The sequence below is a fragment of the Luminiphilus sp. nBUS_07 genome, from assembly GCF_051201685.1.
Taxonomy (GTDB): Bacteria; Pseudomonadota; Gammaproteobacteria; order Pseudomonadales; family Halieaceae; genus Luminiphilus.
The window spans coordinates 3,419,750-3,444,571 of the sequence record NZ_CP179213.1 but is presented as its reverse complement, the minus strand read 5'-3'; the positions used below and the strand labels follow the sequence as shown (position 1 = coordinate 3,444,571).

At 53.9% G+C, this 24,822-nt stretch carries 20 protein-coding genes, 1 other RNA gene and 1 pseudogene; 10 read left to right on the top strand and 12 right to left on the bottom strand.

The window, feature by feature from the left end; all coding sequences use genetic code 11:
- Positions 1–6: 6 nt before the first annotated feature.
- The 3 genes from ahcY to ACMAZB_RS15195 are packed head-to-tail and all read right to left on the bottom strand — an operon-like array spanning position 7 to position 3,577.
- Complete coding sequence (gene ahcY / locus ACMAZB_RS15205) at positions 7–1,398, bottom strand: adenosylhomocysteinase (protein ID WP_435218395.1); 1,392 nt, start codon at positions 1,396–1,398, stop codon at positions 7–9.
- A gap of 21 nt (positions 1,399–1,419) precedes the next feature.
- Positions 1,420–2,577, bottom strand: a complete 1,158-nt coding sequence (gene metK, locus ACMAZB_RS15200) for a methionine adenosyltransferase (RefSeq protein WP_435218393.1) — start codon at positions 2,575–2,577, stop codon at positions 1,420–1,422.
- Positions 2,578–2,593: 16 nt separating this feature from the next.
- A complete protein-coding gene (locus ACMAZB_RS15195) occupies positions 2,594–3,577 on the bottom strand; it encodes an ArsR/SmtB family transcription factor (RefSeq protein WP_435218391.1) in 984 nt (327 codons plus the stop codon).
- Between the two features lie 120 nt (positions 3,578–3,697).
- Here ACMAZB_RS15195 and rpiA point away from each other — a divergent pair, with 120 nt between their 5' ends.
- Positions 3,698–4,372: a ribose-5-phosphate isomerase RpiA gene (rpiA, locus tag ACMAZB_RS15190; protein WP_435220097.1), complete on the top strand. Its 675-nt coding sequence runs from the start codon at positions 3,698–3,700 to the stop codon at positions 4,370–4,372.
- A gap of 143 nt (positions 4,373–4,515) precedes the next feature.
- Here the strand turns inward: rpiA and ACMAZB_RS15185 are convergent, their stop codons facing one another.
- Positions 4,516–5,940 (bottom strand): FAD-binding oxidoreductase, encoded by a 1,425-nt coding sequence (locus ACMAZB_RS15185; protein ID WP_435218389.1) that lies wholly within the window; start codon positions 5,938–5,940, stop codon positions 4,516–4,518.
- Between the two features lie 275 nt (positions 5,941–6,215).
- Between ACMAZB_RS15185 and ACMAZB_RS15180 the strand changes: the two genes are divergently transcribed.
- The 3 genes from ACMAZB_RS15180 (at position 6,216) to ACMAZB_RS15170 (ending at position 11,411) form a co-directional block, all read left to right on the top strand.
- Complete coding sequence (locus ACMAZB_RS15180) at positions 6,216–6,791, top strand: hypothetical protein (protein ID WP_435218387.1); 576 nt, start codon at positions 6,216–6,218, stop codon at positions 6,789–6,791.
- Positions 6,792–7,007: 216 nt separating this feature from the next.
- Entirely contained in the window at positions 7,008–9,878 is a 2,871-nt protein-coding gene (locus ACMAZB_RS15175; protein ID WP_435218385.1) for a TonB-dependent receptor domain-containing protein, read from the top strand.
- A gap of 84 nt (positions 9,879–9,962) precedes the next feature.
- A complete protein-coding gene (locus ACMAZB_RS15170; protein ID WP_435218383.1) occupies positions 9,963–11,411 on the top strand; it encodes a tetratricopeptide repeat-containing sulfotransferase family protein in 1,449 nt (482 codons plus the stop codon).
- 229 nt (positions 11,412–11,640) lie between these two features.
- Here ACMAZB_RS15170 and fba read toward each other — a convergent pair whose 3' ends face one another.
- The 4 genes from fba to tkt all read right to left on the bottom strand — a co-directional run bounded on the left by fba (position 11,641) and on the right by tkt (position 17,022).
- The gene (gene fba / locus ACMAZB_RS15165) at positions 11,641–12,690 is read right to left on the bottom strand and encodes a class II fructose-bisphosphate aldolase (RefSeq protein ID WP_435218381.1); all 1,050 of its coding nucleotides are present in this window, start codon (positions 12,688–12,690) and stop codon (positions 11,641–11,643) included.
- Positions 12,691–12,793: 103 nt separating this feature from the next.
- Complete coding sequence (locus tag ACMAZB_RS15160; RefSeq protein WP_435218379.1) at positions 12,794–13,948, bottom strand: phosphoglycerate kinase; 1,155 nt, start codon at positions 13,946–13,948, stop codon at positions 12,794–12,796.
- A 20-nt stretch (positions 13,949–13,968) separates the two neighbouring features.
- Complete coding sequence (locus tag ACMAZB_RS15155) at positions 13,969–14,994, bottom strand: type I glyceraldehyde-3-phosphate dehydrogenase (protein WP_435218377.1); 1,026 nt, start codon at positions 14,992–14,994, stop codon at positions 13,969–13,971.
- 27 nt (positions 14,995–15,021) lie between these two features.
- Positions 15,022–17,022, bottom strand: coding sequence for a transketolase (tkt, locus tag ACMAZB_RS15150; RefSeq protein WP_435218375.1), 2,001 nt, complete (start codon positions 17,020–17,022; stop codon positions 15,022–15,024).
- A gap of 141 nt (positions 17,023–17,163) precedes the next feature.
- On the opposite strand from tkt, the gene ilvA reads away from it, so the two are divergent.
- Both ilvA and ACMAZB_RS15140 read left to right on the top strand, forming a co-directional pair.
- Positions 17,164–18,702: a threonine ammonia-lyase, biosynthetic gene (gene ilvA / locus ACMAZB_RS15145; protein WP_435216057.1), complete on the top strand. Its 1,539-nt coding sequence runs from the start codon at positions 17,164–17,166 to the stop codon at positions 18,700–18,702.
- A gap of 53 nt (positions 18,703–18,755) precedes the next feature.
- On the top strand, positions 18,756–18,959 hold the full coding sequence (locus ACMAZB_RS15140; protein ID WP_435218373.1) for a hypothetical protein: 204 nt from the start codon (positions 18,756–18,758) through the stop codon (positions 18,957–18,959).
- 19 nt (positions 18,960–18,978) lie between these two features.
- Here ACMAZB_RS15140 and ACMAZB_RS15135 read toward each other — a convergent pair whose 3' ends face one another.
- From ACMAZB_RS15135 to ACMAZB_RS15120, 4 genes are all read right to left on the bottom strand, one after another.
- Positions 18,979–19,533 carry a 5-formyltetrahydrofolate cyclo-ligase gene (locus ACMAZB_RS15135; protein WP_435218371.1) on the bottom strand — a complete coding sequence of 185 codons (555 nt, stop codon included), beginning with the start codon at positions 19,531–19,533 and terminating at the stop codon, positions 18,979–18,981.
- Positions 19,534–19,551: 18 nt separating this feature from the next.
- A non-coding RNA gene (ssrS, locus tag ACMAZB_RS15130) (6S RNA) lies at positions 19,552–19,731 on the bottom strand.
- A 22-nt stretch (positions 19,732–19,753) separates the two neighbouring features.
- Positions 19,754–20,071 carry a cell division protein ZapA gene (locus tag ACMAZB_RS15125; protein WP_435218369.1) on the bottom strand — a complete coding sequence of 106 codons (318 nt, stop codon included), beginning with the start codon at positions 20,069–20,071 and terminating at the stop codon, positions 19,754–19,756.
- Complete coding sequence (locus ACMAZB_RS15120; RefSeq protein WP_435213179.1) at positions 20,068–20,283, bottom strand: hypothetical protein; 216 nt, start codon at positions 20,281–20,283, stop codon at positions 20,068–20,070. The genes ACMAZB_RS15125 and ACMAZB_RS15120 overlap by 4 nt, the downstream gene beginning before the upstream one ends.
- Before the next feature lie 173 nt (positions 20,284–20,456).
- On the opposite strand from ACMAZB_RS15120, the gene ACMAZB_RS15115 reads away from it, so the two are divergent.
- The 4 genes and pseudogenes from ACMAZB_RS15115 to ACMAZB_RS15100 all read left to right on the top strand — a co-directional run bounded on the left by ACMAZB_RS15115 (position 20,457) and on the right by ACMAZB_RS15100 (position 24,789).
- Positions 20,457–21,032, top strand: coding sequence for a UPF0149 family protein (locus ACMAZB_RS15115; RefSeq protein ID WP_435213177.1), 576 nt, complete (start codon positions 20,457–20,459; stop codon positions 21,030–21,032).
- A 24-nt stretch (positions 21,033–21,056) separates the two neighbouring features.
- A pseudogene (gene pepP / locus ACMAZB_RS15110) lies at positions 21,057–22,371 on the top strand (Xaa-Pro aminopeptidase).
- A 10-nt stretch (positions 22,372–22,381) separates the two neighbouring features.
- Positions 22,382–23,590 carry an FAD-dependent monooxygenase gene (locus ACMAZB_RS15105; RefSeq protein WP_435218367.1) on the top strand — a complete coding sequence of 403 codons (1,209 nt, stop codon included), beginning with the start codon at positions 22,382–22,384 and terminating at the stop codon, positions 23,588–23,590.
- Positions 23,590–24,789, top strand: coding sequence for a UbiH/UbiF/VisC/COQ6 family ubiquinone biosynthesis hydroxylase (locus ACMAZB_RS15100; RefSeq protein WP_435218365.1), 1,200 nt, complete (start codon positions 23,590–23,592; stop codon positions 24,787–24,789). The genes ACMAZB_RS15105 and ACMAZB_RS15100 overlap by 1 nt, the downstream gene beginning before the upstream one ends.
- Positions 24,790–24,822: the final 33 nt, after the last annotated feature.

Here is a 24,822-nt window from a genome sequence, read left to right as displayed (position 1 = left end):
GAGTCCTCAGTACTTGTAGCTATCGGTTTTGAAGGGGCCATCTACCGTGACGCCGATGTAGCCGGCCTGCTCTTCGGTAAGGCGAGTGATCACGCCGTCGAACCCTTTCACCATGAGTGCTGCAACTTGCTCATCGAGATGCTTAGGCAGCACTTCGACAGTGATATTGGCTGTTTTTTCAGCCTCAGGCAGGTCAGCAAAGCGCTTGGCATACAAATGGATTTGCGCCAAAACTTGGTTGGCGAAAGAACCATCCATAATACGTGAGGGGTGACCCGTTGCATTACCTAGGTTGACCAAGCGCCCCTCGGACAGTAACAACAGGTGGTCATTGCTGGCGCGATCGCGATAGATTTTGTGTACTTGAGGCTTCACCTCTTCCCACTCCCAGTTCTCGCGCATGTAGGCCGTGTCAATTTCGTTGTCAAAGTGACCAATGTTGCACACGACGGCACCACACTTGAGGGCCTTTAGCATTGCAGCATTACAGACGTTGAAGTTGCCCGTTGAGGTGACCAGCAGATCGGTTGTGCTCAACAACTCGGTGTTAATACATTCTGGCGTGCCATCGTTGATGCCATCGTTAAATGTGGATACCACCTCGTAGCCATCCATGCAGGCTTGCATGGCACAAATAGGGTCGACTTCGGTGATGCGGACAATCATGCCCTCCTGGCGAAGGGACAATGCCGAGCCTTTACCCACGTCTCCGTAGCCAATAACCAATGCTCGCTTGCCGGCGAGCAAGTGGTCCAAACCGCGCTTGATAGCGTCGTTCAGACTGTGGCGACAGCCGTACTTGTTGTCATTTTTTGACTTAGTAACCGAGTCATTGACGTTAATGGCCGGAACCTTCAATTCGCCGTTAGCAATCATTTCATAAAGACGGTGAACGCCGGTGGTGGTTTCCTCGGTGATGCCGTGAATGCGCTCAAGCATTTCTGGGTACTTTTCGTGCAGCATGCCGGTGAGGTCACCGCCATCGTCAAGGATCATATTGGCATCCCACGGCTTACCGTCTTTAAGAATGGTTTGCTCAATACACCACTCGTACTCTTCTTCGGTCTCACCCTTCCACGCAAAAACGGGTACCCCAGACGCCGCAACGGCTGCAGCAGCGTGATCTTGGGTGGAGAAAATGTTGCACGATGACCAGCGAACTTCGGCGCCTAATGCAACCAATGTATCGATAAGTACACCGGTTTGGATGGTCATATGGATACAACCCAAGATTTTGGCACCGGCGAGGGGTTGCTCGTCGCGGTATTGGTCGCGCAGAGCGATGAGAGCAGGCATTTCACTCTCTGCAATGTCGAGCTCGCGTCGGCCCCAGCCGGCTAGGTTGATATCGGCGACCTTATAGTCAGTCACATTGCTAAGTTCTACAGCTGTGTTCATGGTTTATTCCTTTCAGTAAGTTCAGGCTGAGGCGCGCAGCGCGTCGGCTTTATCAGTACGCTCCCAGGGGAAGTCGACGTCGTTTCGGCCAAAATGGCCATAGCTGGCGGTCATACGGTAAATAGGCCGCTTCAGGTCAAGCATTTCGATAATCCCCTTGGGACGTAAATCGAAGTGCTCCCGCACTAGGCGGGCTATTTCGGCATCGCCAATAGCGCTAGTGCCGAAGGTGTTAACAGAGATTGAAGTGGGTTCTGCCACGCCAATCGCATAGGAGACTTGTATTTCGCAGCGTTCGGCGAGTCCTGCTGCAACGATATTTTTGGCCACATAGCGCGCCGCATAGGCCGCTGATCGGTCGACTTTTGAGGGGTCTTTTCCAGAGAAAGCGCCGCCGCCGTGACGAGCCATACCGCCGTAGGTGTCCACAATGATCTTGCGACCGGTTAAACCGGCATCGCCCACGGGCCCGCCGATAATGAATTGCCCGGTGGGATTGATGTGATACCGAGTATCGGCGTGAAGCCAGGCTTCGGGAAGTACGGGCTTTATCACATGCTCCAATATTTCGGCGTGAATATCGGCTTGGCTGATACCTGGGTCATGCTGGGTTGACAGTACGACAGCATCGACCCGTGCTGGCTTGCCGTTCTCGTCATAGGCCAATGTCACCTGGCTTTTGGCATCGGGTCGCAGCCAGGGCAAGGTTCCTGCCTTGCGCAATTCGGCTTGCTTCTCAACCAGCCGATGTGCGTAATAAATCGGGGCGGGCATGAGTACATCTGTCTCGTTGCTGGCATAGCCAAACATGAGCCCCTGATCACCCGCGCCCTGTTCTTTGTCTTGGCCTTCGTCAACACCCATGGCAATGTCATGAGACTGCTTACCGATCGCATTGAGAACGGCGCAGGAGCTGCCGTCGAAACCGACCTCAGAGCTGTTGTAACCAATATCATTAACAACGCCGCGTACAACCTCTTCCAAATCGACGTAGGTGTTGGTGGTGACTTCACCCGCAATCACGACCATGCCGGTTTTCACTAACGTTTCAACGGCGACCCGGGCTTGCTGGTCATCGGTCAAAATCGCGTCCAAGATGGCATCCGAGATCTGATCGGCCATTTTGTCAGGGTGGCCCTCCGAGACAGATTCAGAGGTAAATAGTGAGTACTCACTCATCGTGCAGTTCCTTATTTTAGAGTGTTGGTCTTTGAAATAAACGGACTTGAATTTGAAAGCCATTGCGTTGAGCAATAAACAGCTCAGCCTGGCTGTGCAGGCCGGCTTGGTCGGCCCATTGGGTTAACGCCGCGGGCTCAAAGCCTAGCCAGAGATCTCCGCAAACTTCTCGTGCCCAGTCTTGGTCGTGGGGACACAATTCACTCACGATCAACACTCCGCCAGCTCCCACCAATTGGGCGCTATCTCGAAACGTGGCCTCAGGATTGAGCGTGTGGTGTAGCACCATGTTTGCGATAACGGCATCGAAACGTTGTTGCTGTTCTATTAGTAGGCTAGCTTCTCCCAAGGTGAAGCGAACGTTTTTGGCCTCGCCCGTCTTGGCTCTGGCTTGCTCTAGCATTGCGGCGGAATTATCCAGTGCCAGAACAGCCTCCGCTTTCTCAGACAAATCAGCTAACAGGCTGCCATCTCCGGGACCCAGTTCGAGTACGGACTGCAGCGGTTGCGTTGTCTGTCGGTCGAGTAAATGCAATGTGGCCTGCCGGTAATCCTCCCAGGAGGCAATTAACTCTTGCTGCTCGCGGAACCGGTGGCTGTTTTCTTGAAAAAATGCCAACGAGTTTTGCTCGCGTAGTTTCTGGACCCCGGCTATGCCAGCGCTGAGCCCCCGCGAAAGTGGCGTTTCATCAATGTGGCGAAGAGCCTCATCTATAAGGGTGGCGTTATGACCCTCAGCTAGCTGCCGACGGTAGAAGGTGACGGTGCCTTCGCGGCGGCTGGTCAGTAAATTGGCTTTTACCATCACTTTCAGGTGATGGCTCAGCGCGCTCTGACCCAGTTCGAAGATGTGACACAACTCTGTGACGTTGAGCGAACCTTCTTTAAGAATACGCAGAATGTTTATGCGCAATTCATCCCCCAGCGCCTTGAATAGCGTTGTCAGGGGCACCTCGCTAGGCCGGGAGGCCAGCGGGACAATGTTCGATTTTGGAGACATTCGCGGAGTCTAGCACTGCAATCGGTCAAACATCAAAATATTTTGATGTAATAAATTCTGCCGCCCTGTGTCACTATCCGAGATCAACACCAAAGGCCATGGCAGCGAGGGGTAATGGGAGTGGATCAGCAAGGGATGAAAGAAGCCGTCGCGTTGGCGGCGCTCGAATGGGTCAAGGCCCTACCCAGTGACAGTGTGGTATTAGGGATTGGCACTGGAAGCACAGCCGAATGCTTCATCAGGCTGTTGCCCAGTATTAAAGGGCGCATCGATATCACCGTATCGAGTTCACAGCGCTCTGAAGCCCTACTTGAGGAGTTGCAAATTCCAGTGGGAGATCTCAATAGCGTAGGCGAGTTAGATGCCTATGTTGATGGCGCTGATGAAGCCAACCAGCAGCTGCAGCTTATAAAAGGGGGAGGTGCCGCTCTGACCCGTGAAAAAATTGTGGCTGCTGCTGCGAAGCGTTTTTTATGTATTGCAGATGCGTCAAAAAAGGTTGCTACGCTGGGGGCCTTTCCACTGCCGGTGGAGGTCATTCCTATGGCTAGAAGTTTTGTAGCCCGTGAGTTGGTCAAGCTAGGCGGGCAGCCTATTTGGCGCGATGGCCTGGTAACAGATAACGGCAATGTGATTCTCGATGTTCACGGACTTTCCATTGACCGCGCATTGGAGACTGAAGCGGCCATTGACCACATTACCGGGGTGGTTTGCAGTGGCCTTTTTGCGCGACGGCCCGCGGATGTACTGATGCTGGGCACCCCCCAAGGTGTAGAGACTCTGGTGGCCGGCTGACCCCTTGCTCTTGCAAGCAGCCATAGGCGGTGTCTAAAGAGTCATCATAAACAGCAGTTTGCCCAGCGGCATGGTCAGCGCCCACAACTTGGGATAAAAAAGCGTTTTTTGGGATGCTCTTTGGGATAAAGAAGCGCTCTGGGTTATGCGTCGAAGACCTTACCTGGATTGAAAATTCCGTCGGGGTCGAACTGAGCTTTAATACCGCGCATCAGAGAGATTTCAGCCTCATCACGACTGAAATGTAAGAATTCCTTTTTCAGCAGCCCGACCCCATGTTCCGCCGAGATGGAGCCTCCAAGGTTCTGCACTGCGGTGAACAGATGGGCGCTAACCGCCTTACATCGTTCCTCAAAAGCACCCACGGATACCCCGTCGGGCTTGAGGATATTCAGGTGCAGATTGCCGTCCCCAATATGGCCGTACCAAACGACGTCCAAATCGGTGTAATGTTGGGCAACCAGCGCGTCAACGCTGCTCAAGAGCTCAGGTGCTTGCTGCACCGTCGTGGATATATCGTTTTTATAGGGTGTCCACTGGGCAATGGTCTCGGAGATGTCTTCTCGCAGGCGCCAAAGGCTGCGGCGCTGACTTTCATTCTGACTTAGTACGGCGTCCTCTACCCACCCTGCAGCCATGCAAGCTTCAACCAATTCAAGGGCCTGTGTTTCCGCCGCCGTGGAAATGCTCTCAAACTCCACTAGTGCGTAATAAGGAAAGCGCTCTTGGAAGGGAGGTTGTATTGAATGCGCAGCAGTCACTTTTTCCAGAGCGAGATCAGAGAAAAATTCAAAGGCAAGCACTGAAAGTCTGGTTTGGCACTTGGCGAGGACTTCCATCAGCGCTGGCATGGACTGAATACCAAGCACCATCACCCGAGGGTTTGTCGGTGGGTCGGTGAGTGCCAGGGTCGCCTCAACAATAACGCCTAGAATACCCTCCGAACCAATAAAAAGGTGGCGAAAATCAAGTCCCGTGTTGTTTTTGATCAAACCGTGGTTCAGTTCCAGCAACTCACTGGTTCCGGTCACTACCTTCAGCCCTGTCACCCAGTCACGGGTCATTCCGTAGCGAATAACCTGAATGCCCCCGGCATTTGTAGCAATGTTTCCCCCGATCTGACTAGATCCACTCGAAGCGAAATCGACGGGATACATAAGGCCTTCTTCGGCGGCGGCTTGCTGAATTTGCGCTGTGATGGCACCCGCTTCGCAGGTTACGCTGCGCCCCGCTTTGTTGATGGGCGAAATTTTTCTCATCCGTTCCAAAGACAAAACCAGCTCGCCGCCCGCAGCCATGGCGCCGCCGCTTAGGCCCGTTCGGCCTCCTGAGGGCACCAGCTTTGCACCGTATTTGCGGGCAAGGTGCACGATAGCTTGTATTTCGCCGATCGAATTGGGCAGTAGAACTCCGGAGGGCGCCGGCGCCACGAATCGCGTCCAATCCCGGCCGTAGTGTTGTAGTGAGTGGCTATCGGTGAGGAAGCGCTCATGTCCCAGCAGCTCGATGAGCGAGGCGCCCATAGCCTCAGGCAGTCTACTGGAGTTTACTGGCTGCTTGTCTGCCACGGTTGTTGACCTCTATTTTCGGGGTACGTCCCCCGCCTTTTGTGCTTTGTGGTTTTCGCGATTGAGCTCATTGTAAGTGGCACTCAGTTTACACCTCCTCGGCGAATAGAAGTGCTGTCATGATCCCTAGCGCTGCGGTCATCCTTTGGGCGTCAGCTAGCAGTGCCCTCTTTAACAATAGAGTTATGTAAGTAAACTTCACCATCTATATACTGACGTTTAAGCCGCCCCTGTGGAGCGGCCTCTCACTCTTCGTCGCAACAGGGGATACCATAATGCTGCGTGTAATGACTGCCTGTCTCATTTGTCTGCTGCCAATGTGGGCTTTTACGCAATCGGACGTTTTTAAAGGTCTCGCCGAAGAGATGACATCTGCAGAGCGTGAAGCCTCTGGCGTGGAAGAGCTTTCGGGCGCCCAGCAAGAGTTCCTCAATAATTGGCTGCGAGACCGGTTTATACCCACAGGATCAAACACCGCAACACCGGTGGCCGGTGTCCAGAGCATGGGCGCAGGCACTTTGACTGATGTTGAACAGGAAAAAGCGATCGAGGCCGAGGTTGAACGACGGGTAAACGAAGAACTAGCAGCTGCTGAGGAACTCGAGGCTGCAAGAGCGCAAGCGCTGACCGAGCCTTTTGACGCAACGATCGCGGGTAACTTTGCGGGCTGGAGCGGTAAATCCATATTTCCACTCGACAACGGTCAGGTCTGGCGACAGCGCACTGGAAGTAGTAAGTATCGGCACACTCGGGGCGACAATAAGGTGCACTTTAAAAAGAACATTATTGGGCTGTGGACGATGACAGTTTTGTCGACAGGACGTTCGGTGGGTGTTCGACGCATTGACTAACCCTGATAAATGACCGCCAGAGGGCGGAAAATTCACAGTTGAATGGGTTGCAAAGCGTAAGTTCCCCTTCATGAGCGTGAATAATGCACAAAGTAGCCTCTAAAGGCTCTCACTTGCTCCCTACAATTGATTACTCTGCGCCCTCGGTCCGGATATACGAGCCGGATAGAGCGCTCTTAACTAACACTAGAAATTACTAGAAGACGAGGTTTTCCCATGAAGTCACTGCATAAGCGACAGCTTAGCCTTGCCGTTACCGCGGCCTTGGCAACCACGCTGACCAGCGGTCTGGCATTCGGACAAGACGAAGATATTGATGCTGTAGACGAAACCGTAGAAGAGGTAGTTGTTACCGGTACGCGTATTAAGACAGAAGACGGGTTTGGTGCTACTAGCCCAGTAACCGTTGTTAACGCTGAAAACATCAAGAACTTGGGTTTTGTGAACATCGAGCAAGTACTTAACAGCTTGCCTTCGATCGAAACTAGCCAAAACGCCAACATTTCAAACGGATCAACAGGTACGGCTACAGTCGACCTGCGCGGTCTGGGTACGAACCGCACGCTGGTACTGGTTAACGGTCGTCGCATGCAGGCGGGTGGTATCTACTCGCAGGCGCCTGACGTGGGCCAAATTCCAACTATCGCCCTTGACCGCGTTGACGTACTGACCGGTGGTGCATCTGCAACCTACGGCGCAGACGCGGTTGCTGGTGTTGTGAACTTCGTCACCCGTAAGATGGATGGCATTGAAATCCGCGGCGGTTGGTCAGGTTACCGACACGACAATGACAATGGCTACATACAGCCACTGTTGGATGCTCGTAACTTTGACTACCCATCAGGCACTGAAGGCCCCGACGGTGAGAACTACCAAATCGACTTCATCATGGGTAGCGACTTTGCTGACGGCAAAGGTAACGCAACTGTCTACGGTACTTGGCGTGAGCAGAAAGAACTTCGTCAAGAATCACGTGACTACTCTTCAGGTGCTTTGACAGGATCTGCTACAGGCGTAGGTGGTTCAGCTAACGCGATCATTCCAAACTACTTCTTGGCACCTACCGTTGTTGGTGGACAGGGCCCTGCAGGTACTAATGGTCGTAACTATGACTACGATCAAGAGTTCTTCGGCAACATCAACTCTTCAGGTGGCTTGACACCATGGGACGGTACTAACCGTTACAACTATGCACCGATCAACCACTTTCTGCGTCCTATCGAGCAGTGGTCAATTGGCGCTTTTGCTGAGTACAAGCTGAACGATCACTTCACGCCGTACTTCGAAACTATGTACGCTAGCAACGAGTCACGTGCTCAGATTGCTGAGTCAGGTAGTTTCTTCGTTGAAGCCTACATTCTTGACCTTGATGACTTCCCCGCACCTTTCCAAGATGCGCTGGTCGATCTGTACGGTCCAGGCTATGACGAGTTTGGTGTTTACGTTGGTAAGCGAAACGTAGAGGGCGGTCCACGCTCAAGCAACACAACTCACGACTCGTTCCGTATGGTTACGGGTATGAAGGGTGACATCAATGACACATGGTCATATGACGTCAGCTATCTTTATGCTCAAACACGATCTACTGCGACTTACGTTAATGACTTCTTCGCACCTAAGATCACCAAGAACATTGATCCCGACACTGCTGATATCTTGTGGGACGTTTTCACTTATCAAGGCGTTACCCCTGAGCAGGCTGCTGGCCTGACGGGTGTTGGCGTATTGAACGGTACAACGTCAACAGAAGTTATTAACGGCTACGTGACAGGCGACTTGTTCTCACTGCCCACGACAAGCAACCCCATTAAAGTGGTTGTTGGTTATGAGTGGCGCGGAGAGAAGTTCGAGCGTATCGCTGATACCGTTTTTGAAGAAGGTCAGTTGTTAGGTCAAGGTGGTCCAACACCTTCACTGAGAGGCGGCTACAACGTTTCTGAATTCTTCGGTGAGGCGAGTGTCCCAGTACTTGATAGCTTGGTTCTTGACCTGGCTTATCGTTACTCGGATTACAGCACTGTAGGCGGTCAGGATACTTACCGAATTGGTGCCGATTGGCAGCCTATCGATTTGCTCCGTGTTCGCATGGGCTACAACCGCGCGGTTCGAGCACCTAACGTGTCAGAGCTGTACTCTCAGCAGAACTTAGGCCTGTGGGCTGGTGTTGACCCCTGTGGCGGCATCATTGCTAACGGTGAAGCACCTGAGTACTCGCAAGCACAGTGTGCTAACACGGGTGTTTCAGCGGCTCAGTACGGCAAGATTGCTTTGAGCCCTGCTGACCAATACAACCAGATCACGGGTGGTAACCCAGGACTGGACGCTGAGGAAGCCGACACCATCACGATCGGTGTGGTACTGACGCCTACTGATAACCTGACAATTTCTGCCGACTACTGGAGTATCGAGATTGAGGACACCGTAACAAGCATCGGTGCCGAGAACATCGTTCGCCAGTGTGCTGAAAACGGACTGTTCTGTGACGCGATTACTCGTGCTGGAAACGGTTCACTTTGGCAGGGTGAGACAGGATCAGTTCTCAACGCTAGCTTGAACGGCGGTAAGAACACCTGGGAAGGCGTTGACGTAGCTGGTGCTTGGGGCATTGATGCTCTGGGTGGATCATTCAACTTAAGCTTGATCGGTACTTACATGCTGACCAAGGAAGTTGAGATTCCCGGTGCTGATACTTACGACTGTGTTGGCTTGATCAGCAGCCGTTGTTACCCATCCCCTGAGTGGCGTCACACAGCTACTGCGTCTTATGACAGCAATGGTTTCTGGGCAGCCAGCATCCGATGGCGTCACTTTGGTGGTGTTGACTATGACGGTGGTTTGACCAACGGTCGTAGTGAAGGTATCGACACTATCGCACAGGACGAGAGCGACGGTGGTGAGAACTACCTCGATCTGAACGCAACCATCCGCTTCTTGGGTGATTCGGAGATCTTGGTCGGTATCAACAACGTCTTAGACGAAGAGCCACCACTGGTAGGTGGTTCACTGTCTTCTAACGCAAACGCGACAGCGGGTTTCTACGACACCCTCGGTCAGTACTTGTTTGCTCAGGTGACTTTCCGTCTATAAGTAAGGCTTGAACGAAGCAGCGTAAGCTGCGTCAATAAGAAGCGGGCCAGTGGCCCGCTTTTTTTTGCTTTGGATTTTTCTGAAATGACTGAAGCTCAGGAACAATACCGCCACTGGTTGGCACAGTCGCAGAGCCAGCCAAGCAACGCTGTCGCCTGGTTCAATTTAGGCTGGTGGTCGACGAAGGTGGGCCTGTTTGCGGCTAGTTTGAAGGCTTATGAACAGGCCTTAGCTTTTGGCATTGAATCCCCGGAAGAGGCCATGTCAAACATGGCATCGGTATATTCAGAGCGTCTGGGGCAAATTGAGCCGGCAATACAGTGGCTTGACCGGGCTTTACTGCAGAATCCCCAATACTATCCGGCAATTTTCAATCGAGCTCATATTGCAGAACAAATGGGTGATCGGGAGACCGCCTGCCGATATTTTGAACAGGCGGCTGGGCTTGCCCCGGGAGATGCCTATCCTATTGCCCGTTGGGTTGAAGCTAACTTAACGTTACCGGAAGCGTCGTCAGCCGTTCAGTCTTTGCGTCGGTTTGCTAAGGGTAAAAATCCTGACGCCCTGATGGCGCTGGCTCGGTACGAGGAACAGGGTGAGCAATACGACGCGGCTTGGGATGCCCTTATTGCCGCCAATACCATTGATCAAAAGGCCTATCCTTCCTGGCAAGCGTTACCTGTTCAGTCAAAATTGACCAGCCAGTTGACCGAGGTGCTCCCCCAGCAGTCAACAACGGTGGGCGCCACGGTGGGAATAACTCCGGGCGCGACTGCGCCGCACCCACAGCAGCAAATTCCCGTGTTTATTATTGGTTTGTTCCGCACTGGTTCGACATTACTGGAGCAGATACTGGCTGCCCATCCGGGTTTTGCCCCGTTGGGTGAATCGGAGTTTTGGCCCAGGCAGATTCATGCTTTGGGGGGGGGCATGGTGTCGCCGGGTCGTTTGCCCGACACACAGCTGTGCGCAAAGCTGCGCCAACAATGGCAGCTGCACTTGAGGGACCGCAATATTGCGCCAGGGTTAATCGCCACCGATAAGCGCCCCGACAACCTATTTCATATGGCCACCATTCAAAGAGTTTTGCCTGAAGCCAAGTTTGTTATTACCGAGCGCGACTGGCGCGATACCTTGGTGTCTATCTTTGGCACGCGCCTACATCCACAGCACGGTTATGCAACGAATCCCGAAGCTATTGCTGAACACATCCGCTTCTGTCATAAAATTGCCGACTTTTGGTGCGAAAATCACCCTAAAAGTGTTTATCGTGTCAGTTATGAGGCGCTAGTGAGTGATCCAGAAGAGCAGCTAATGCCCTTATTCACGTGGTTGGGGACACCATGGCACCCCGAGTGTTTAAACTTTCACGAACTCACAAACTCGGTGCGTACGGCGAGTGTGTGGCAGGTGAGAGAGCCTTTAACGACTTCGAGACAAGGGCGCTGGCGCAACTATGATGGGCCGCTGCGCGGAATTTTTGGTGAGGCGTTAGACAGCCCTGACCCCCCCCCTAGTCTGGGGCTTGAGTAAAGTGCGTTGTCATTGCACCACATAGGTTAGTTATTGGCTTGAGGGTGGATGCCCCTGTTCCTGTGGGGTTGTGTTGAAAGCCGGCGTATTTTGGTTGTCGAACACCCCATCCCAGCTGCCGCCTATTCCTGAGGTCGTGGTGACATGCCCAATGCTCTTTACTGATGAGAAAGGAGCCGTTGGCGGTGGGGTTCGCGACGACGTGATCCTGACATTCTGGTTTTGACCGTTAGTAAAGCCCCTGGCTGTAGGCTTCTTGAACCTTCGCAAGGGAAAGGGGTTTGAGTTTTGACGCATTACCGGCGGTGCCGAAAGCCTCGTAACGTGCAATACAAATATCGCGCATGGCCACTAAGCTGGCTTGAAAATACTTTCTGGGGTCAAACTCAGTCGGATTTTGGGCTAAAAATTGGCGAATTGACCCCGTCGAGGCTAGACGCAAATCAGTATCAATGTTGACCTTCCGCACACCGTGCTTGATGCCCTCCGCCACTTGCTCCACGGGAACGCCATAGGTTTCGGGTATTTCGCCGCCAAACTCGTTAATAACTGCGAGCCAGTCCTGAGGCACCGCTGATGACCCGTGCATTACGAGGTGGGTTTTTGGGATACGACTATGAATAGCTTTAATTCGGTCAATGGCGAGAATGTCATCGGTGGGTGGACGGGTAAATTTGTAAGCGCCATGGCTAGTGCCGCAAGCAATGGCAAGGGCGTCGACATGGGTGTCAGCGACAAACTGGGCCGCTTCCTCAGGGTCTGTGAGCATTTGCTCGTGGGTGAGTTTACCCGCGGCACCAATGCCATCTTCCTCACCGGCCTCACCGGTTTCAAGTGACCCAAGGCAGCCAATCTCGCCTTCTACGGATACGCCGCAGGCGTGGGCCATATCAACGACAGTTCGTGTAACGCCTGCATTGTAGTCATAGTCCATCGGGGTTTTGCCGTCTTCACCCAAAGAACCGTCCATCATCACTGAGCTGAAGCCCAGTTGAATTGACCGCTGGCAAATCGCGGCTGAAGTGCCATGGTCTTGGTGGACGCACACCGGGATATGCGGAAATTCTTCCATGGCCGCATCCATAAGGGCTTTTAGAAAAGGTGCTCCGGCATATTTTCGGGCTCCGGCACTTGCCTGCATGATCACCGGCGAATCCGTGGCATCAGCGGCCTCCATAATGGCGCGGGTCTGCTCGAGGTTATTCACGTTGAAAGCGGGTACGCCGTACTGATATTCGGCTGCGTGATCGAGTAGTTGTCTGAGGCTTATCAGTGCCATGTTGAATTCTCCTGTGGTATCTATCGCCACCTACTTGGCAGATTGTCTGCAATAAGAAGCTGCTGCCAAGCAGTTGCTGGTTTGTTGTCAGTAAATATTAGTCTTAAGAGTGAGCACGTTCCTCGAGTATGGCAACTGCGGGTAAAACCTTTCCTTCAACATACTCAAGAAAAGCGCCCCCTCCGGTGGAGATATAGGACACCCGATCACTCACGCCAAATTGATCAATAGCAGCCAGTGTATCGCCCCCTCCGGCCAGAGAAAAAGCCTTGGACGCTGCGACCCCGCGGGCGAGCTCTGCAGTCCCGTGGGAAAACGATTCAAACTCAAAAACGCCCACCGGGCCATTCCAAAGAATCGTCTCCGCCAGTTTAAGTTGTTCTACCATGGCGGCTGCCGACTGCGGCCCCACGTCTAGGATCATGTCGTCTGCGGCTACATCACTAGCTAGTTTAAGTGTGGCGGTGGCGTCTTCACTAAACGTTTTCGCTACAACGACATCGATGGGTAATGGGATATGGCTCTTTTGCAAGAGCTCTCGTGCTGTATCGATAAGGTCCGGCTCATGAAGTGAGCAACCCACGGGGTAACCCGCCGCCGCAAGGAAGGTATTGGCGATGCCACCGCCGACAATGAGGCTGTCACAGGTCTCTGCCAACTGTTCGAGCACGGCGAGCTTGGTCGACACTTTAGACCCACCGACAATGGCAAGCATGGGCCGCGCAGGCTGCGCCAATGCACTTTTTAGAGCCGATAGCTCCGCGGCAAGTAGCGGTCCGGCGCAGGCTTGGGCAGCAAATTGGGCAACGCCATGGGTCGATGCCTGTGCCCGATGGGCAGTGCCGAAGGCGTCCATAACGAAGATATCGCACAGTGCAGCATAGCGCTGGGAGAGGGCCTCGGTGTTTTTCTTCTCTCCTGAGTTGAAACGCACGTTTTCAAGTAAAAGAATCTGGCCTGGTTGGGGGGTCGCATGCTCCCAGTCTTTGACCAGCACTACATCGACGCCTAAAAGTTCAGTCAAGCGGTGAGCCACAGGTGCCAGCGAAAACTGTGCGTCCCAGGCACCCTCCTCGGGTCGTCCTAAATGGGACATCAGCATAACGGCCGCGCCAGACGCTATCGCTTGTTGAATGGTGGGAAGTGTTGCCAACAGGCGCGCGTCGCTGGTGACTTGACCATCTTTAATGGGCACATTGAGGTCTTCGCGGATCAGTACCCGCTTGCCCCTGAGATCAAGCTCGTGCATTAACTTCATTGCAGACTCCAGATTGGGTTTCAGCGTTTGTCGAGCGCACCCACGTGTTGAATAATATCGAGCAGCCGCTGGGCATAGGCCCATTCATTGTCGAACCAAACCAGTATTTTGACCAAGCGGTCTCCCGCAACCTGGGTCTGACTGGCATCGACCACACCGGAACAGCTCTCACCGTTAAAGTCGCAGGAGGCTAAAGGCTCCGTAGCAATCCCAAGAACTCCCATAAGACTGCTTTCGGCGGCGGCCATTAGCGCGCCATTTACCCCGGAGGCGTCACAGCTGCTTCGGGTTTGCAGGGTTATATCAAGCGCTGAGACGTTGAGTATCGGCACGCGGAGTGCATGGGCCGTAAGTTTATTGGTCAGCTTGGGTAAGATTCTAGGAATTCCCACCGCAAGCTCGGTGTCGACTGGAATAATTGAATGAAAAGCGGCTCGGGTTTTGCGCAGGTCGGTGTGGTGGTAAGCATCCAGTACGGGTTGATCATTCATTGCCGAGTGGACGGTAGTGATCGTGCCTGCCTCAATGCCGAAAGTATCGTCGATAATTTTTAACACCGGGCAAAGCGCGTTGGTGGTGCAAGACCCTGCCGAAATAACGCGGTGGTCAGCCTGAAGCTCTGATTGGTTAAGTCCCCAAACTATGGTGGCGTCAACATCGGGCTGCGCGGGTTGGGAGAACAAAACTCGGCGCGCGCCACTGCTAATGTGTTGTTCTGCCGTGATGCGGTCGCTAAACGCCCCAGTGCTCTCGATGACAAGATCGATGTCTAGATCTCGCCACGGGAGATTATCGATGCGGGTTTCTCGCAGCAGCGACATGGGCTGTCCATTAACCTGTAGGGATTTATCTGTGCGGGCGATCGTACCGGGAAAGCGACCATGTGTTGAGTCGTATCTAGCCAGATGCGCCACGGTCTCCGGGTCGGCGATTTCGTTGATGGCGGCGATTTCAACGGTTTCGTGCAGCGCTGCCCTCGCCGTCCAGGCGCGTAAAACGGTGCGTCCTATGCGCCCAAAGCCATTAATCGCTATGCGTTGGTTCACGGGAATCTGTGTCTGAATCAGCGAGCGTTAGTCGAGAAACACATCCTCTACAGCGGCAATAACGTTTTCAACGGTAAAACCGAAATGCGCCATCAGCTCCCCTCCGGGTGCAGATTCGCCGAAACTTTGCATGCCCACTACTTGGCCATCGAGACCAACAAACTTATACCAATAGTCGGCGTGAGCAGCCTCTACCGCAACCCGTGCCAGTATGTCACTCGGCAGAACGGATTCACGATAGGTAACGTCTTGAGCCATAAAGCGTTCGGCACAGGGCATGGACACGACTCGAATGCCTCGACCCTTTTCGGCGAGGGATTGGGCAGCTGATACCGCAAGGCTCACTTCTGAACCGGTCGCGATAATGATGGCGTCCAACTCACCAACTTCTGAGATGAGAGTGTAGCCGCCACGTTCTATTTCTTTGAGATCCTCCTCGGCACGGTACTGATGGGGCAGTGTCTGGCGTGAAAAGATCAGCGCCGCTGGCCCCTCATCGCGCATTATCGCCATCTTCCATGCAACGGCTGACTCCACGGTATCGCAGGGTCGCCAAGTCTCGAGGTTAGGCGTGCTACGCAGAGCCGTAAGCTGCTCGACAGGTTGATGCGTGGGGCCATCTTCGCCAAGGCCTATCGAATCATGGGTGTATACAAAAATCACTCGCTGGCGCATAAGCGCCGCCATACGCACGGCATTTCTGGCGTACTCCATAAAGATCAGGAAGGTCGCGCCGTAAGGGATGAAGCCCTTGTGCAGTGCAATGCCGTTCATCATGGCAGACATCGCGAACTCGCGAACACCATAGTAGACGTAGTTCCCCGACGCGTCGGCTGCGGTGACTCCCTTGGAGCCTTGCCAGAGAGTCAGGTTGGAGCCAGCGAGATCTGCTGAGCCGCCCAGCATTTCGGGCAATAAGGGCCCGAGGGCATTCAGGGTTTGTTGAGACGCCTTACGTGATGCTATGTCAGCACCGGTCTCGGCACACAGGGCAATGTAATTATCGATTTTTGTTTCAAACTCTTCAGGAATAGCGCCTCGCAGTCTGCGCGCTAGTTCCTCGGCTTGCTCGGGTGCCGTATCGGCGAAGTCTGCAAATCGCGCCTTCCACTCTTGTTCTTGTTCGGCACCACGGCTTCGAGCGTCCCAGCCAGCGTAGACGGCCTCGGGAATTTCAAAGGGTCCGTGCTCCCAGCCCAGCGCAGCGCGAGTCGCCGTAATCTCGTCGGCGCCCAAGGGAGCACCGTGGCAGGATTCTGTGCCCTGCTTATTCGGTGCACCTTTGCCGATAATGGTGCGGCAGCAAATGAGGGTGGGTTTGCTGTCATTCTCAAGCGCGAGATCGATCGCAGCGCTTATGCTGGCGTGGTCGTGGCCGTCGATATTTGGAATGACTTGCCAGCCATAACTTTCGAAACGTTTGGTAGTATCGTCGGTAAACCACCCCGTAACTTCGCCGTCTATGGAAATGCCGTTATCGTCATAAAACGCGACGAGTTTGCCTAGCCCAAGTGTTCCGGCCAGCGAGCAAGCCTCGTGGGAGATTCCTTCCATAAGGCAGCCATCCCCAAGGAAGGCCCAGGTTCGGTGATCAACCAGTTGGTGTTGCTCGGTGTTGAATTGGGCGGCGAGGGTTTTTTCGGCAAGTGCCATACCTACGGCATTGGCTAAACCCTGCCCCAAAGGCCCTGTCGTGGTTTCTACGCCGGGTGCATAGCCATATTCAGGGTGACCTGCGGTTTTGGCATGAAATTGGCGAAAATTCTTAAGATCCTCGATGGTTAAATCGTACCCCGAGAGATGGAGCAAGCTGTAGAGCAGCATGGAGCCGTGGCCATTAGAGAGCACAAAACGATCACGGTCAGGCCAGTCGGGATTAGTGGGGTTGTGTTTCAGATAGCCATTCCAAAGCACTTCTGCGATGTCAGCCATACCCATGGGGGCGCCGGGGTGGCCGCTGTTCGCCGCTTGCACAGCATCCATACTTAACGCCCTGATGGCATTGGCGAGTTCCAAGCGTGACGTCATATTGACTCCGGCGAGCTAACAAGGGCAAAAGACGTATTGTCGGCGATGGAACGTTTCCGAGCAAATGAAACTCGCCCTCATCATGACGTAATTGTCTATTTGCACGTATTATCACCCCTCGACTCCTGCGGGAAAGCCGCCATGACAGATGCTTACATCAAACGAATCCTAAATGCGCGCGTATATGACGTTGCTCATGAAACGCCTTTGAGCGCTGCGCCGTTGATGACGCGTCGATGGGGTAATCAGATATTTTTGAAGCGAGAAGATCTGCAGCCAGTTTTTTCATTCAAACTGCGTGGTGCCTATAACAAGATGGTGAACCTCGATGAGGCTGCTCGCCGCCGAGGTGTGGTAGCGGCCTCTGCCGGTAATCATGCTCAGGGGGTCGCACTAGCCGCCCAGAAGTTATCCGTCAAAGCCAAGATAGTGATGCCGGTAACTACGCCCGCTATTAAGGTAGAGGCGGTGCGCAACTATGGCGCTTCGGTTGTCTTGCACGGCGATACGTTTGATGAAGCTGCCCACCTTGCAGCTGAAATCGTTGATGCCGAGGGCATGACCTTCCTCCATCCTTTCGATGACCCAGATGTAATTGCAGGTCAGGGCACGGTTGCTGTGGAGTTAACACGGCAGGCGCCGGCGCCTTTGGATTACGTGTTTGTGTGCGTGGGTGGTGGTGGATTGATCGCAGGGATGGCCACCTACTTGCGTTACGTCTGGCCTAAAACTCAAATTATCGGTGTTGAGCCTGAGGACGCCGCCTGCGTGCGCGCGGCCCTTGATAAGGGTCGGCGCGTTCGGCTACGGGAAGTTGGGTTGTTTGCCGATGGCTGTGCAGTCGCACAAGCGGGTAAAGAAACTTTGCGTCTTATCAAAAGTCACGTCACCGACATTATTACCGTGAGTACCGATGAAATATGCGCTGGTGTCAAAGACATTTTCGAGGATACGCGTGCCATTGCTGAACCCGCAGGGGCGTTAGCGGTGGCGGGCATGAAGAAATACGCAGAGGAGCACGGTATCCGGGGGGCAACCATGGCGGCTACTGTGAGTGGCGCCAATATGAATTTTGATCGGTTGCGTTACATCTCTGAGCGCACGGAAATAGGTGAGCGCAGAGAGGCTGTTATTTCGGTCACTATTCCTGAGCGTGCCGGAGCTTTCCGCCGATTTTGCAGTGAGCTGGGTAAACGCAATATCACAGAGTTTAACTATCGCTATGTTGATAATCGTGCGGCACAGGTTTTTGTTGGGTTGTCAGTAACCCCGAACAGCACAGACTTGCAGCAATTGACTCAAAAGCTTGAGAAAAAAGGGTATTCGATCGACAACCTGACAGATAACGAGACCGCCAAACTCCATGTGAGGCACATGGTGGGTGGTCAGGCCTCTTCGACCTTAGATGATGAGTTGGTTTTCAGAGTCCAGTTCCCCGAGCGGCCCGGGGCCCTACTCAAGTTTTTAAACGCCCTGGGTAATGATTTTGATATTTCTTTGTTTCATTACCGCAATCATGGGGCGGCTTACGGCAGAATCCTGGTCGGGTTCAGGCTGGCAGATGGTCGTCGTTCCGCCCTGTTAAAAGTGCTAGCCGATGTGGGTTATCCCCATTGGGAAGAAACCAATAATCCCGCCTATGAGGCCTATCTCAAGCCTAAGGCAGCGTCCGAAAATTAATTTTGTGAAATATTGACAAAATATAGCTAAGGGCGCACTGTACAGGCTAATTTGTGACACGCGTCACTATTTATTCGACGCGGGTTTGCAGAAAGTCATTTTCCACGGGCGCCAATACCATGGGTCACAAAAAACCCGATATTTTACTAGTGATTGCGGTAGTCGTTGTTTTGGGAGCCGTTACGGGATCTTTCATAACCGATGCCGCCCCCGATACCAGTATGGCTCCGCAACAAGCGGGCATCCTAGTACAGTAACTCTCTCGTCTGGCGCGCTTTAGAAAATCTCAAATCCCGAGTTCGAAAGAAAGCCCTGCATTCGCACATCGTGCTGCTCCCTGGGGAGATCTGTCACCTTTTGGAAATCGAAACCTAATCCACACCTGAAGCCCGGTGCTGTCTCAAGCAGTCGATCGTAGTAACCGCCCCCATAGCCCAGCCGGGTTCCATATTGGTCACAGGCCAGCAGGGGTATCAGGAACAGGTTAATCTTTGAGCTGTCTAAAGTGTTTGCGGAGGCTGGAGGTTCATGGATGCCGTAGGGGCTGATTTCAAAAGTGTCTCTGGGCACTGGCGCTTTGAAGACCATTTTTCCTGAACCCAAAACCCGAGGGTAAACTACGGTCTTGCCCTCTTTGACAGCGGCGTTCTCAATGAGTGAAGGCGTCTGTTCCGATCCTAACGGGCAATAGCTTGCAATGGTCGAAGCATTTTTCCAGCAAGGCGCGGCAGTTAGCGTGTGGAGCAGGGGTGGCAGCGACCGTGGGCTCTGCTGATCTCGCAGTTGCCGCATCTTCCGTCGCCATGTGGTCTTGGCAGTGGTGGCACTCATGGCTATGACCTATATGGAGGGCAACCCAGCGTACCGCTGACGGTGTCGCCCTTGAACCCTGAGGCTCAAGGTGGTGACCGCCGTGCTGTATCAGGCTCTCCGGACGTGCCGGATTTGCACAACAACAGCGTACGGTGGTCCCCGGGTGTAGCATTATCGGCTCGAGGACTGACTGTCTGGCCAATACGCCAGGCTGCAGCCTCATTATAGCGGAAAGCCGCTAGTTGATTTCCAGTTGCCTTAGCTGGTAAAGGGCTTCGTCTAATTTGCTGGCGAGTGTCTTCAGCCGATCTTCATGGCCATCAAAGGGTTTTGGTGCTTCGCCGCCCTGCAGGCTGAGAACTTCATGGCTGAGGTTTAGGGCGGCCATAATGGCAACGCGCTCTAAACCAATGACTTTCCCTGCCGCTCGAATATCCCGCATTTGCTGGTCGAGGTGATGTGCGGCGGAGAGGAGTTCGGACTCCTGCTCAGGCGGGCAAGCGACTTGATACTCTTTATCGAGTATTTCAACGGTTAGGGTCGGAGTGCGACTCATAACCCGCCCTCAATTTTGCGCAGACGCTCGAGGGATCCGTTAATAAAGTCGCCAGCTTGACGCTGTCGCTCCAGTAATTCTTTGCGTTCACGCTGTAATTCAGCCGTGCGCAATTTGAGCTGCCTATTTTCACGATTCAACTCATTGCTTAATTCAATGAGGTCGGAGATTTTCTTTTCCAAAGATTGGATGAGTTTCTCAGCCACGGCCATTACACTTGATGAGGTTATCCTGCACTATATGTGCTGCCGGCGCGGTGGGTCAATGCTATGAAAAGTGAGACATATCAGTGTTCTGGCCGATAAAGCGAAGAATGAGTTGAGAAGTTCGGCGATATGCGAAGCAAATGGGTTGTTTGTACCGCCGGGCCAGAGGAGAAAACGTTGTGCTCGATGCCCTAGGTGACTATGAAACCATGCCCGACTGGCAAGAGTCAGCCGATGTGCTATTGGGTGTTGGGCTCATGCTGAACCCTTCAGAGCTCCACGGGGCAGCAACCGGATTGCTGGCAGCCGGAATGGCTCACGACACCGATGAACAGAGGACCGCGGCGTTGGGTCTACTGGAAAAGGCACTGGCCGTGGATTTACACGGAGAATCGGCGGACTTCGCAACGCGCTTACTGGCTGCGACCCTGTCTGCAGCTCGAGATACCGATTTTGCTTTCGGCCCACTGCTTCCTGAAGACGACGAAGCCTTTGACATACGATTGACCTCGCTCGGTCGCTGGGCGACAGGATTTTTGACCGGGTTTACTCAGGCCGTTGCAGCGGCTGATGCGGCATCGGAGCCGGTTGACCCCAATACTGCAGACTCGCTGAAGGATTTTGCTGCGATTGCACAAGTTGATATCAGCGAAGAAGAAAGCGACGACAACGAGCGGGAGCTGGAGGAGTTGATTGACTATCTTCGACTTGCGGCCCTGAATATATTGACTGATGCCTTGAGTCATCAGGACTAAGTTAACCACCGAGAAGGAAGCAACGTGAATATCAGCAAAGCCGAGTACAGCCGCCGTCGTAAAAACTTAATGGCAATGATGGAGCCCAACAGCATTGCTCTAGTGCCCGCTGCTCGAGAATGCACGCGCAGCCGGGACACCGAATACACTTTCCGCCAAGACAGCGACTTTTTGTACCTCACGGGCTTTGATGAGCCCGATGGTGTCTTGGTGCTGATCCCCGGCCGCAGAGCAGGCCAGGTTACTTTTTTGTCGGGATCGTGACCCCGAAATGGAGTTATGGAATGGCTATCGAGCGGGTCCGGAAGGCGCCGTTGCTGAATTCGGTATGGATGACGCTTTCCCTATTGAGGACATCGACGATATTTTGCCGGGGCTCTTAGAGAGTAAGCAGCATATTTACTATTCTATGGGTCACAACGATGATTTTGATCGTCGAGTTATGGGCTGGGTTAATCAGATTCGACGCCAGATCAGAACGGGTGCGAAGCCTCCGGGCGACTTTACCGACTTGGCTTTTCTGTTGCATGAGCAGCGGCTGTTTAAAACAGCTCAAGAGTTGAAAATAATGCGACGCGCGGGCGCGATCTCAGCAGAGGCGCATTGCCGAGCCATGCGCGAAAGCCGTGAAGGCCGGTACGAGTATCACCTTGAGGGCGCCATTCTCCATGAGTTTGTCGAAAATGGTGCGAGGGCGGCCGCCTACAACAGTATTGTTGGCGGCGGACAGAATGCCTGCGTGCTGCACTACACCGAGAACCGCGACAAGCTGCGAGACGGAGACCTTGTCTTGATTGATGCGGGCTGCGAATACCAGGGATATGCCGCAGACATTACGCGGACGTTTCCGGTCAACGGGCGCTTCAGCCCTGAGCAACGAGCGTTATATGAGGTTGTCCTCAAGGCGCAACTGGCCGCGATCGCCAAGGTGAAGCCGGGGAATACTTGGAATCAACCTCACGATGCAACGGTTCGTGTGATTACCCGAGGCCTCGTTGAGCTTGGCCTGTTAAAAGGTAACGAAAAAGACCTGATAAAGGCAGAGGCGTACAAAGACTTCTACATGCATCGCGCGGGCCATTGGCTGGGTATGGATGTGCATGATGTCGGTGACTATCGAATCGATGGCAAATGGCGACAGCTCGAGCCTGGAATGGTTCTCACCATTGAGCCCGGCATCTATGTATCGCCCACTAACAACAAAGTGGCCAAGAAGTGGCGGGGTATTGGGGTGCGTATTGAAGATGATGTTGCGGTAACTGCCGAGGGCTGCGAAGTGCTCACCGATGGCGTGCCTAAAACCATTGAAGGCATTGAAAAGCTTATGGCAGCGAGCTAAGCACGCCCCCGTGCGAGTCGAAATTGTTGGCGGAGGTATGGTGGGGCTTGCCTTTGCAATAGCCCTCAAGCGCAGCCTGCCATCGGCTGCGGTGCGAGTGCTGGAGGCCCGAGCTCTACCCTCTGGCGCGCCCAGTGCCCTCGATTCTCGAGCGACAGCACTAAATCTAGCAAGTCGAGATATCCTGACGTCTTGGGGTATTTGGCCGCAAATTGAGGCTGTTGGAGCGGCTATTAAGGCCATTCATGTCTCAAGTCGCGGTCGTTTTGGCAGCGCTGTTATGGAGGCGAGTGACGTTGGGGAAGCGGCCCTCGGTTATGTTGTAGAGAACCACTTTGTTGGCGCTGCGCTCCTCAAACTTGCTGCTGACAGTGGTGTTGTACTGCAAGCCCCCGCTGGCGTAACCGGTGTCGATGTCAGCGGCGCCAGTCCTGCAATCTTGAGAGGTGAAGAGGCCCCTATTGTTGCTGATTTGGTGGTGATCGCCGATGGCGCCGATTCATCGTTATGCCATCACTTAGGCGTAAATATGGTGAGGAGGGATGTAAAACAGAGGGCGGTGGCCGCCAACGTTCGTTTTGAAGGCGTGTCAGAGGGTACCGCTTGGGAGCGCTTTACTGAGCATGGGCCGATAGCGCTACTGCCGCTGCCCGATGACGTTTCCGGTAGCCAGCGTTACAACCTAATCTGGTCCATGCACACTGATGAATCCCGTGCTCTCGAGGGCGCTGACGACGCCGAATTTTTACAGGCTTTGCAGCGAGCTGTAGGCTGGCGGTTGGGGCGATTGACTGATGTGGGTCGCCGCACCGCTTGGGACTTATCCAGAATTTCGGTCCGAGAACAGGTCCGTGCAGGCATCGTGATAGCGGGAAATGCAGCACATACTTTGCATCCTGTTGCTGGCCAGGGGTTCAACCTGTCCTTGCGCGATGCCAGCCGTTTAGCCCAGACACTGGCTGTGACTCGAGGTCGCGGCGAGGACTCTCTGTCACTCCCGGCGCTAAGACAGTACGAATCTGCAGTTGCCAAGGACCAGCAAGAGACCACCCGCGCTACGGATTTTCTTGCCACCCTCTTCCGGTCTCGAGGTGTCTTTTTAGACCTCCCGAGGGATGCCGCGCTCGTAGGATTAGATCTGCTGGTGCCGTTACGTAGGACTATCGCTCGGCGTGGTACGGGCAAGGGTATGGATCTAGTGCATGAGGGGCGTCACTGATGGCTGCCGCTGAAAGTAGCGATATAGTGATTGTGGGTGCGGGAATCGCGGGGTTGTCTCTGGCACTAGGGTTGGCCCAGCAGGGTATGAAGGTCACAATTATTGAGGCGGGCAGTCAGCCCTCAGCACCTCCTCGCGTCTCAGATCTTGCGGGTTGGGACGCAAGGGTCAGCGCGCTCACACCTTCATCGACTGCATGGTTGGCTGAGCGAGGTGTTTGGCAGGAAATGGAACGGCACCGGGTTGGCCCCTATACCGATATGGCGGTTTGGGATGGTGCAGGTACGGGTCGCATCGCTTTTTCTGCAGAGTCTCTGGAGGTGCCGCTGCTAGGCCATATCGTTGAAAACCGCGTTACGGTTCAAGCGCTGCTGAAAAAAATTGATGAACAGAACAACATTCGGGTGCACTGGGAGGACAGTTTAGAGGCCGCAGATTTTTCGCAGCATGACGCGGTCACTATGGAGACACATCAGGGGCGACACTTAACGACAGCCTTGCTCGTGGGTGCCGATGGCGCAAAATCACGCACCCGGGACCTCGCGGGTTTTGCTGTTAGGACATGGTCGTATCACCAGCACGCTATTGTCGCTACGGTGAGGCTCACCGAAGAACATAAAAAAACCTGCTATCAAGCATTTTTAGATACCGGGCCTCTTGCATTGCTTCCCTTATCTGATTCCCGGCTGTGTTCCATTGTTTGGTCTCTAGATGACCATCAGTGGGAGCCGCTGCAGAGCTTGGATGATGACGCATTTATGGCTCAACTGAATCTCGCACTTGCCTCTAATGGTCTTGCTGTAGAGGCTATTGGCCGACGGGGGGTGTTCCCGCTTCGCCAGTGCCACGCTGTGGATTATGTGCATCAAGGGGTTGCCTTGGTGGGTGATGCGGCACACAGTATTCACCCTTTGGCGGGGCAGGGTATTAATCTTGGCCTCAAGGACGTTGCCGTGCTGTCAGAGGAGGTGGGACGGGCGTGGCAACAGGGAGTCGCGCTGGGAAGCGAGCGGACATTGCGTCGCTATCAGCGCCGCAGAAAAACCGATAACCTATTAATGATGTCAGCCATGGAAGCGTTCAAACGTGGATTTGGTTCCACGCATCCAGCCATCAGAGTGGCCCGTAACATGGGCTTATCTTGGACTGATGCCGCGACGCCCCTTAAGAACTGGCTCGCCCGACAGGCTTTGACGTAATTTCGGTTGCGGCGACCTCTGGTGTTTTGCCAG

Coding starts and splice junctions, on each gene's coding strand:
- tkt (WP_435218375.1), bottom strand. CDS start 17,022: ATGACGTCACGCTTGGAACTCGCCAATGCCATCAGGGCGTTAAGTATG.
- ACMAZB_RS15175 (WP_435218385.1), top strand. CDS start 7,008: ATGAAGTCACTGCATAAGCGACAGCTTAGCCTTGCCGTTACCGCGGCC.
- ACMAZB_RS15125 (WP_435218369.1), bottom strand. CDS start 20,071: ATGAGTCGCACTCCGACCCTAACCGTTGAAATACTCGATAAAGAGTAT.
- ACMAZB_RS15170 (WP_435218383.1), top strand. CDS start 9,963: ATGACTGAAGCTCAGGAACAATACCGCCACTGGTTGGCACAGTCGCAG.
- ACMAZB_RS15120 (WP_435213179.1), bottom strand. CDS start 20,283: ATGGCCGTGGCTGAGAAACTCATCCAATCTTTGGAAAAGAAAATCTCC.
- ahcY (WP_435218395.1), bottom strand. CDS start 1,398: ATGAACACAGCTGTAGAACTTAGCAATGTGACTGACTATAAGGTCGCC.
- ilvA (WP_435216057.1), top strand. CDS start 17,164: ATGACAGATGCTTACATCAAACGAATCCTAAATGCGCGCGTATATGAC.
- ACMAZB_RS15135 (WP_435218371.1), bottom strand. CDS start 19,533: ATGAGTGCCACCACTGCCAAGACCACATGGCGACGGAAGATGCGGCAA.
- ACMAZB_RS15160 (WP_435218379.1), bottom strand. CDS start 13,948: ATGAAGTTAATGCACGAGCTTGATCTCAGGGGCAAGCGGGTACTGATC.
- ACMAZB_RS15100 (WP_435218365.1), top strand. CDS start 23,590: ATGGCTGCCGCTGAAAGTAGCGATATAGTGATTGTGGGTGCGGGAATC.
- ACMAZB_RS15195 (WP_435218391.1), bottom strand. CDS start 3,577: ATGTCTCCAAAATCGAACATTGTCCCGCTGGCCTCCCGGCCTAGCGAG.
- metK (WP_435218393.1), bottom strand. CDS start 2,577: ATGAGTGAGTACTCACTATTTACCTCTGAATCTGTCTCGGAGGGCCAC.
- ACMAZB_RS15180 (WP_435218387.1), top strand. CDS start 6,216: ATGCTGCGTGTAATGACTGCCTGTCTCATTTGTCTGCTGCCAATGTGG.
- fba (WP_435218381.1), bottom strand. CDS start 12,690: ATGGCACTGATAAGCCTCAGACAACTACTCGATCACGCAGCCGAATAT.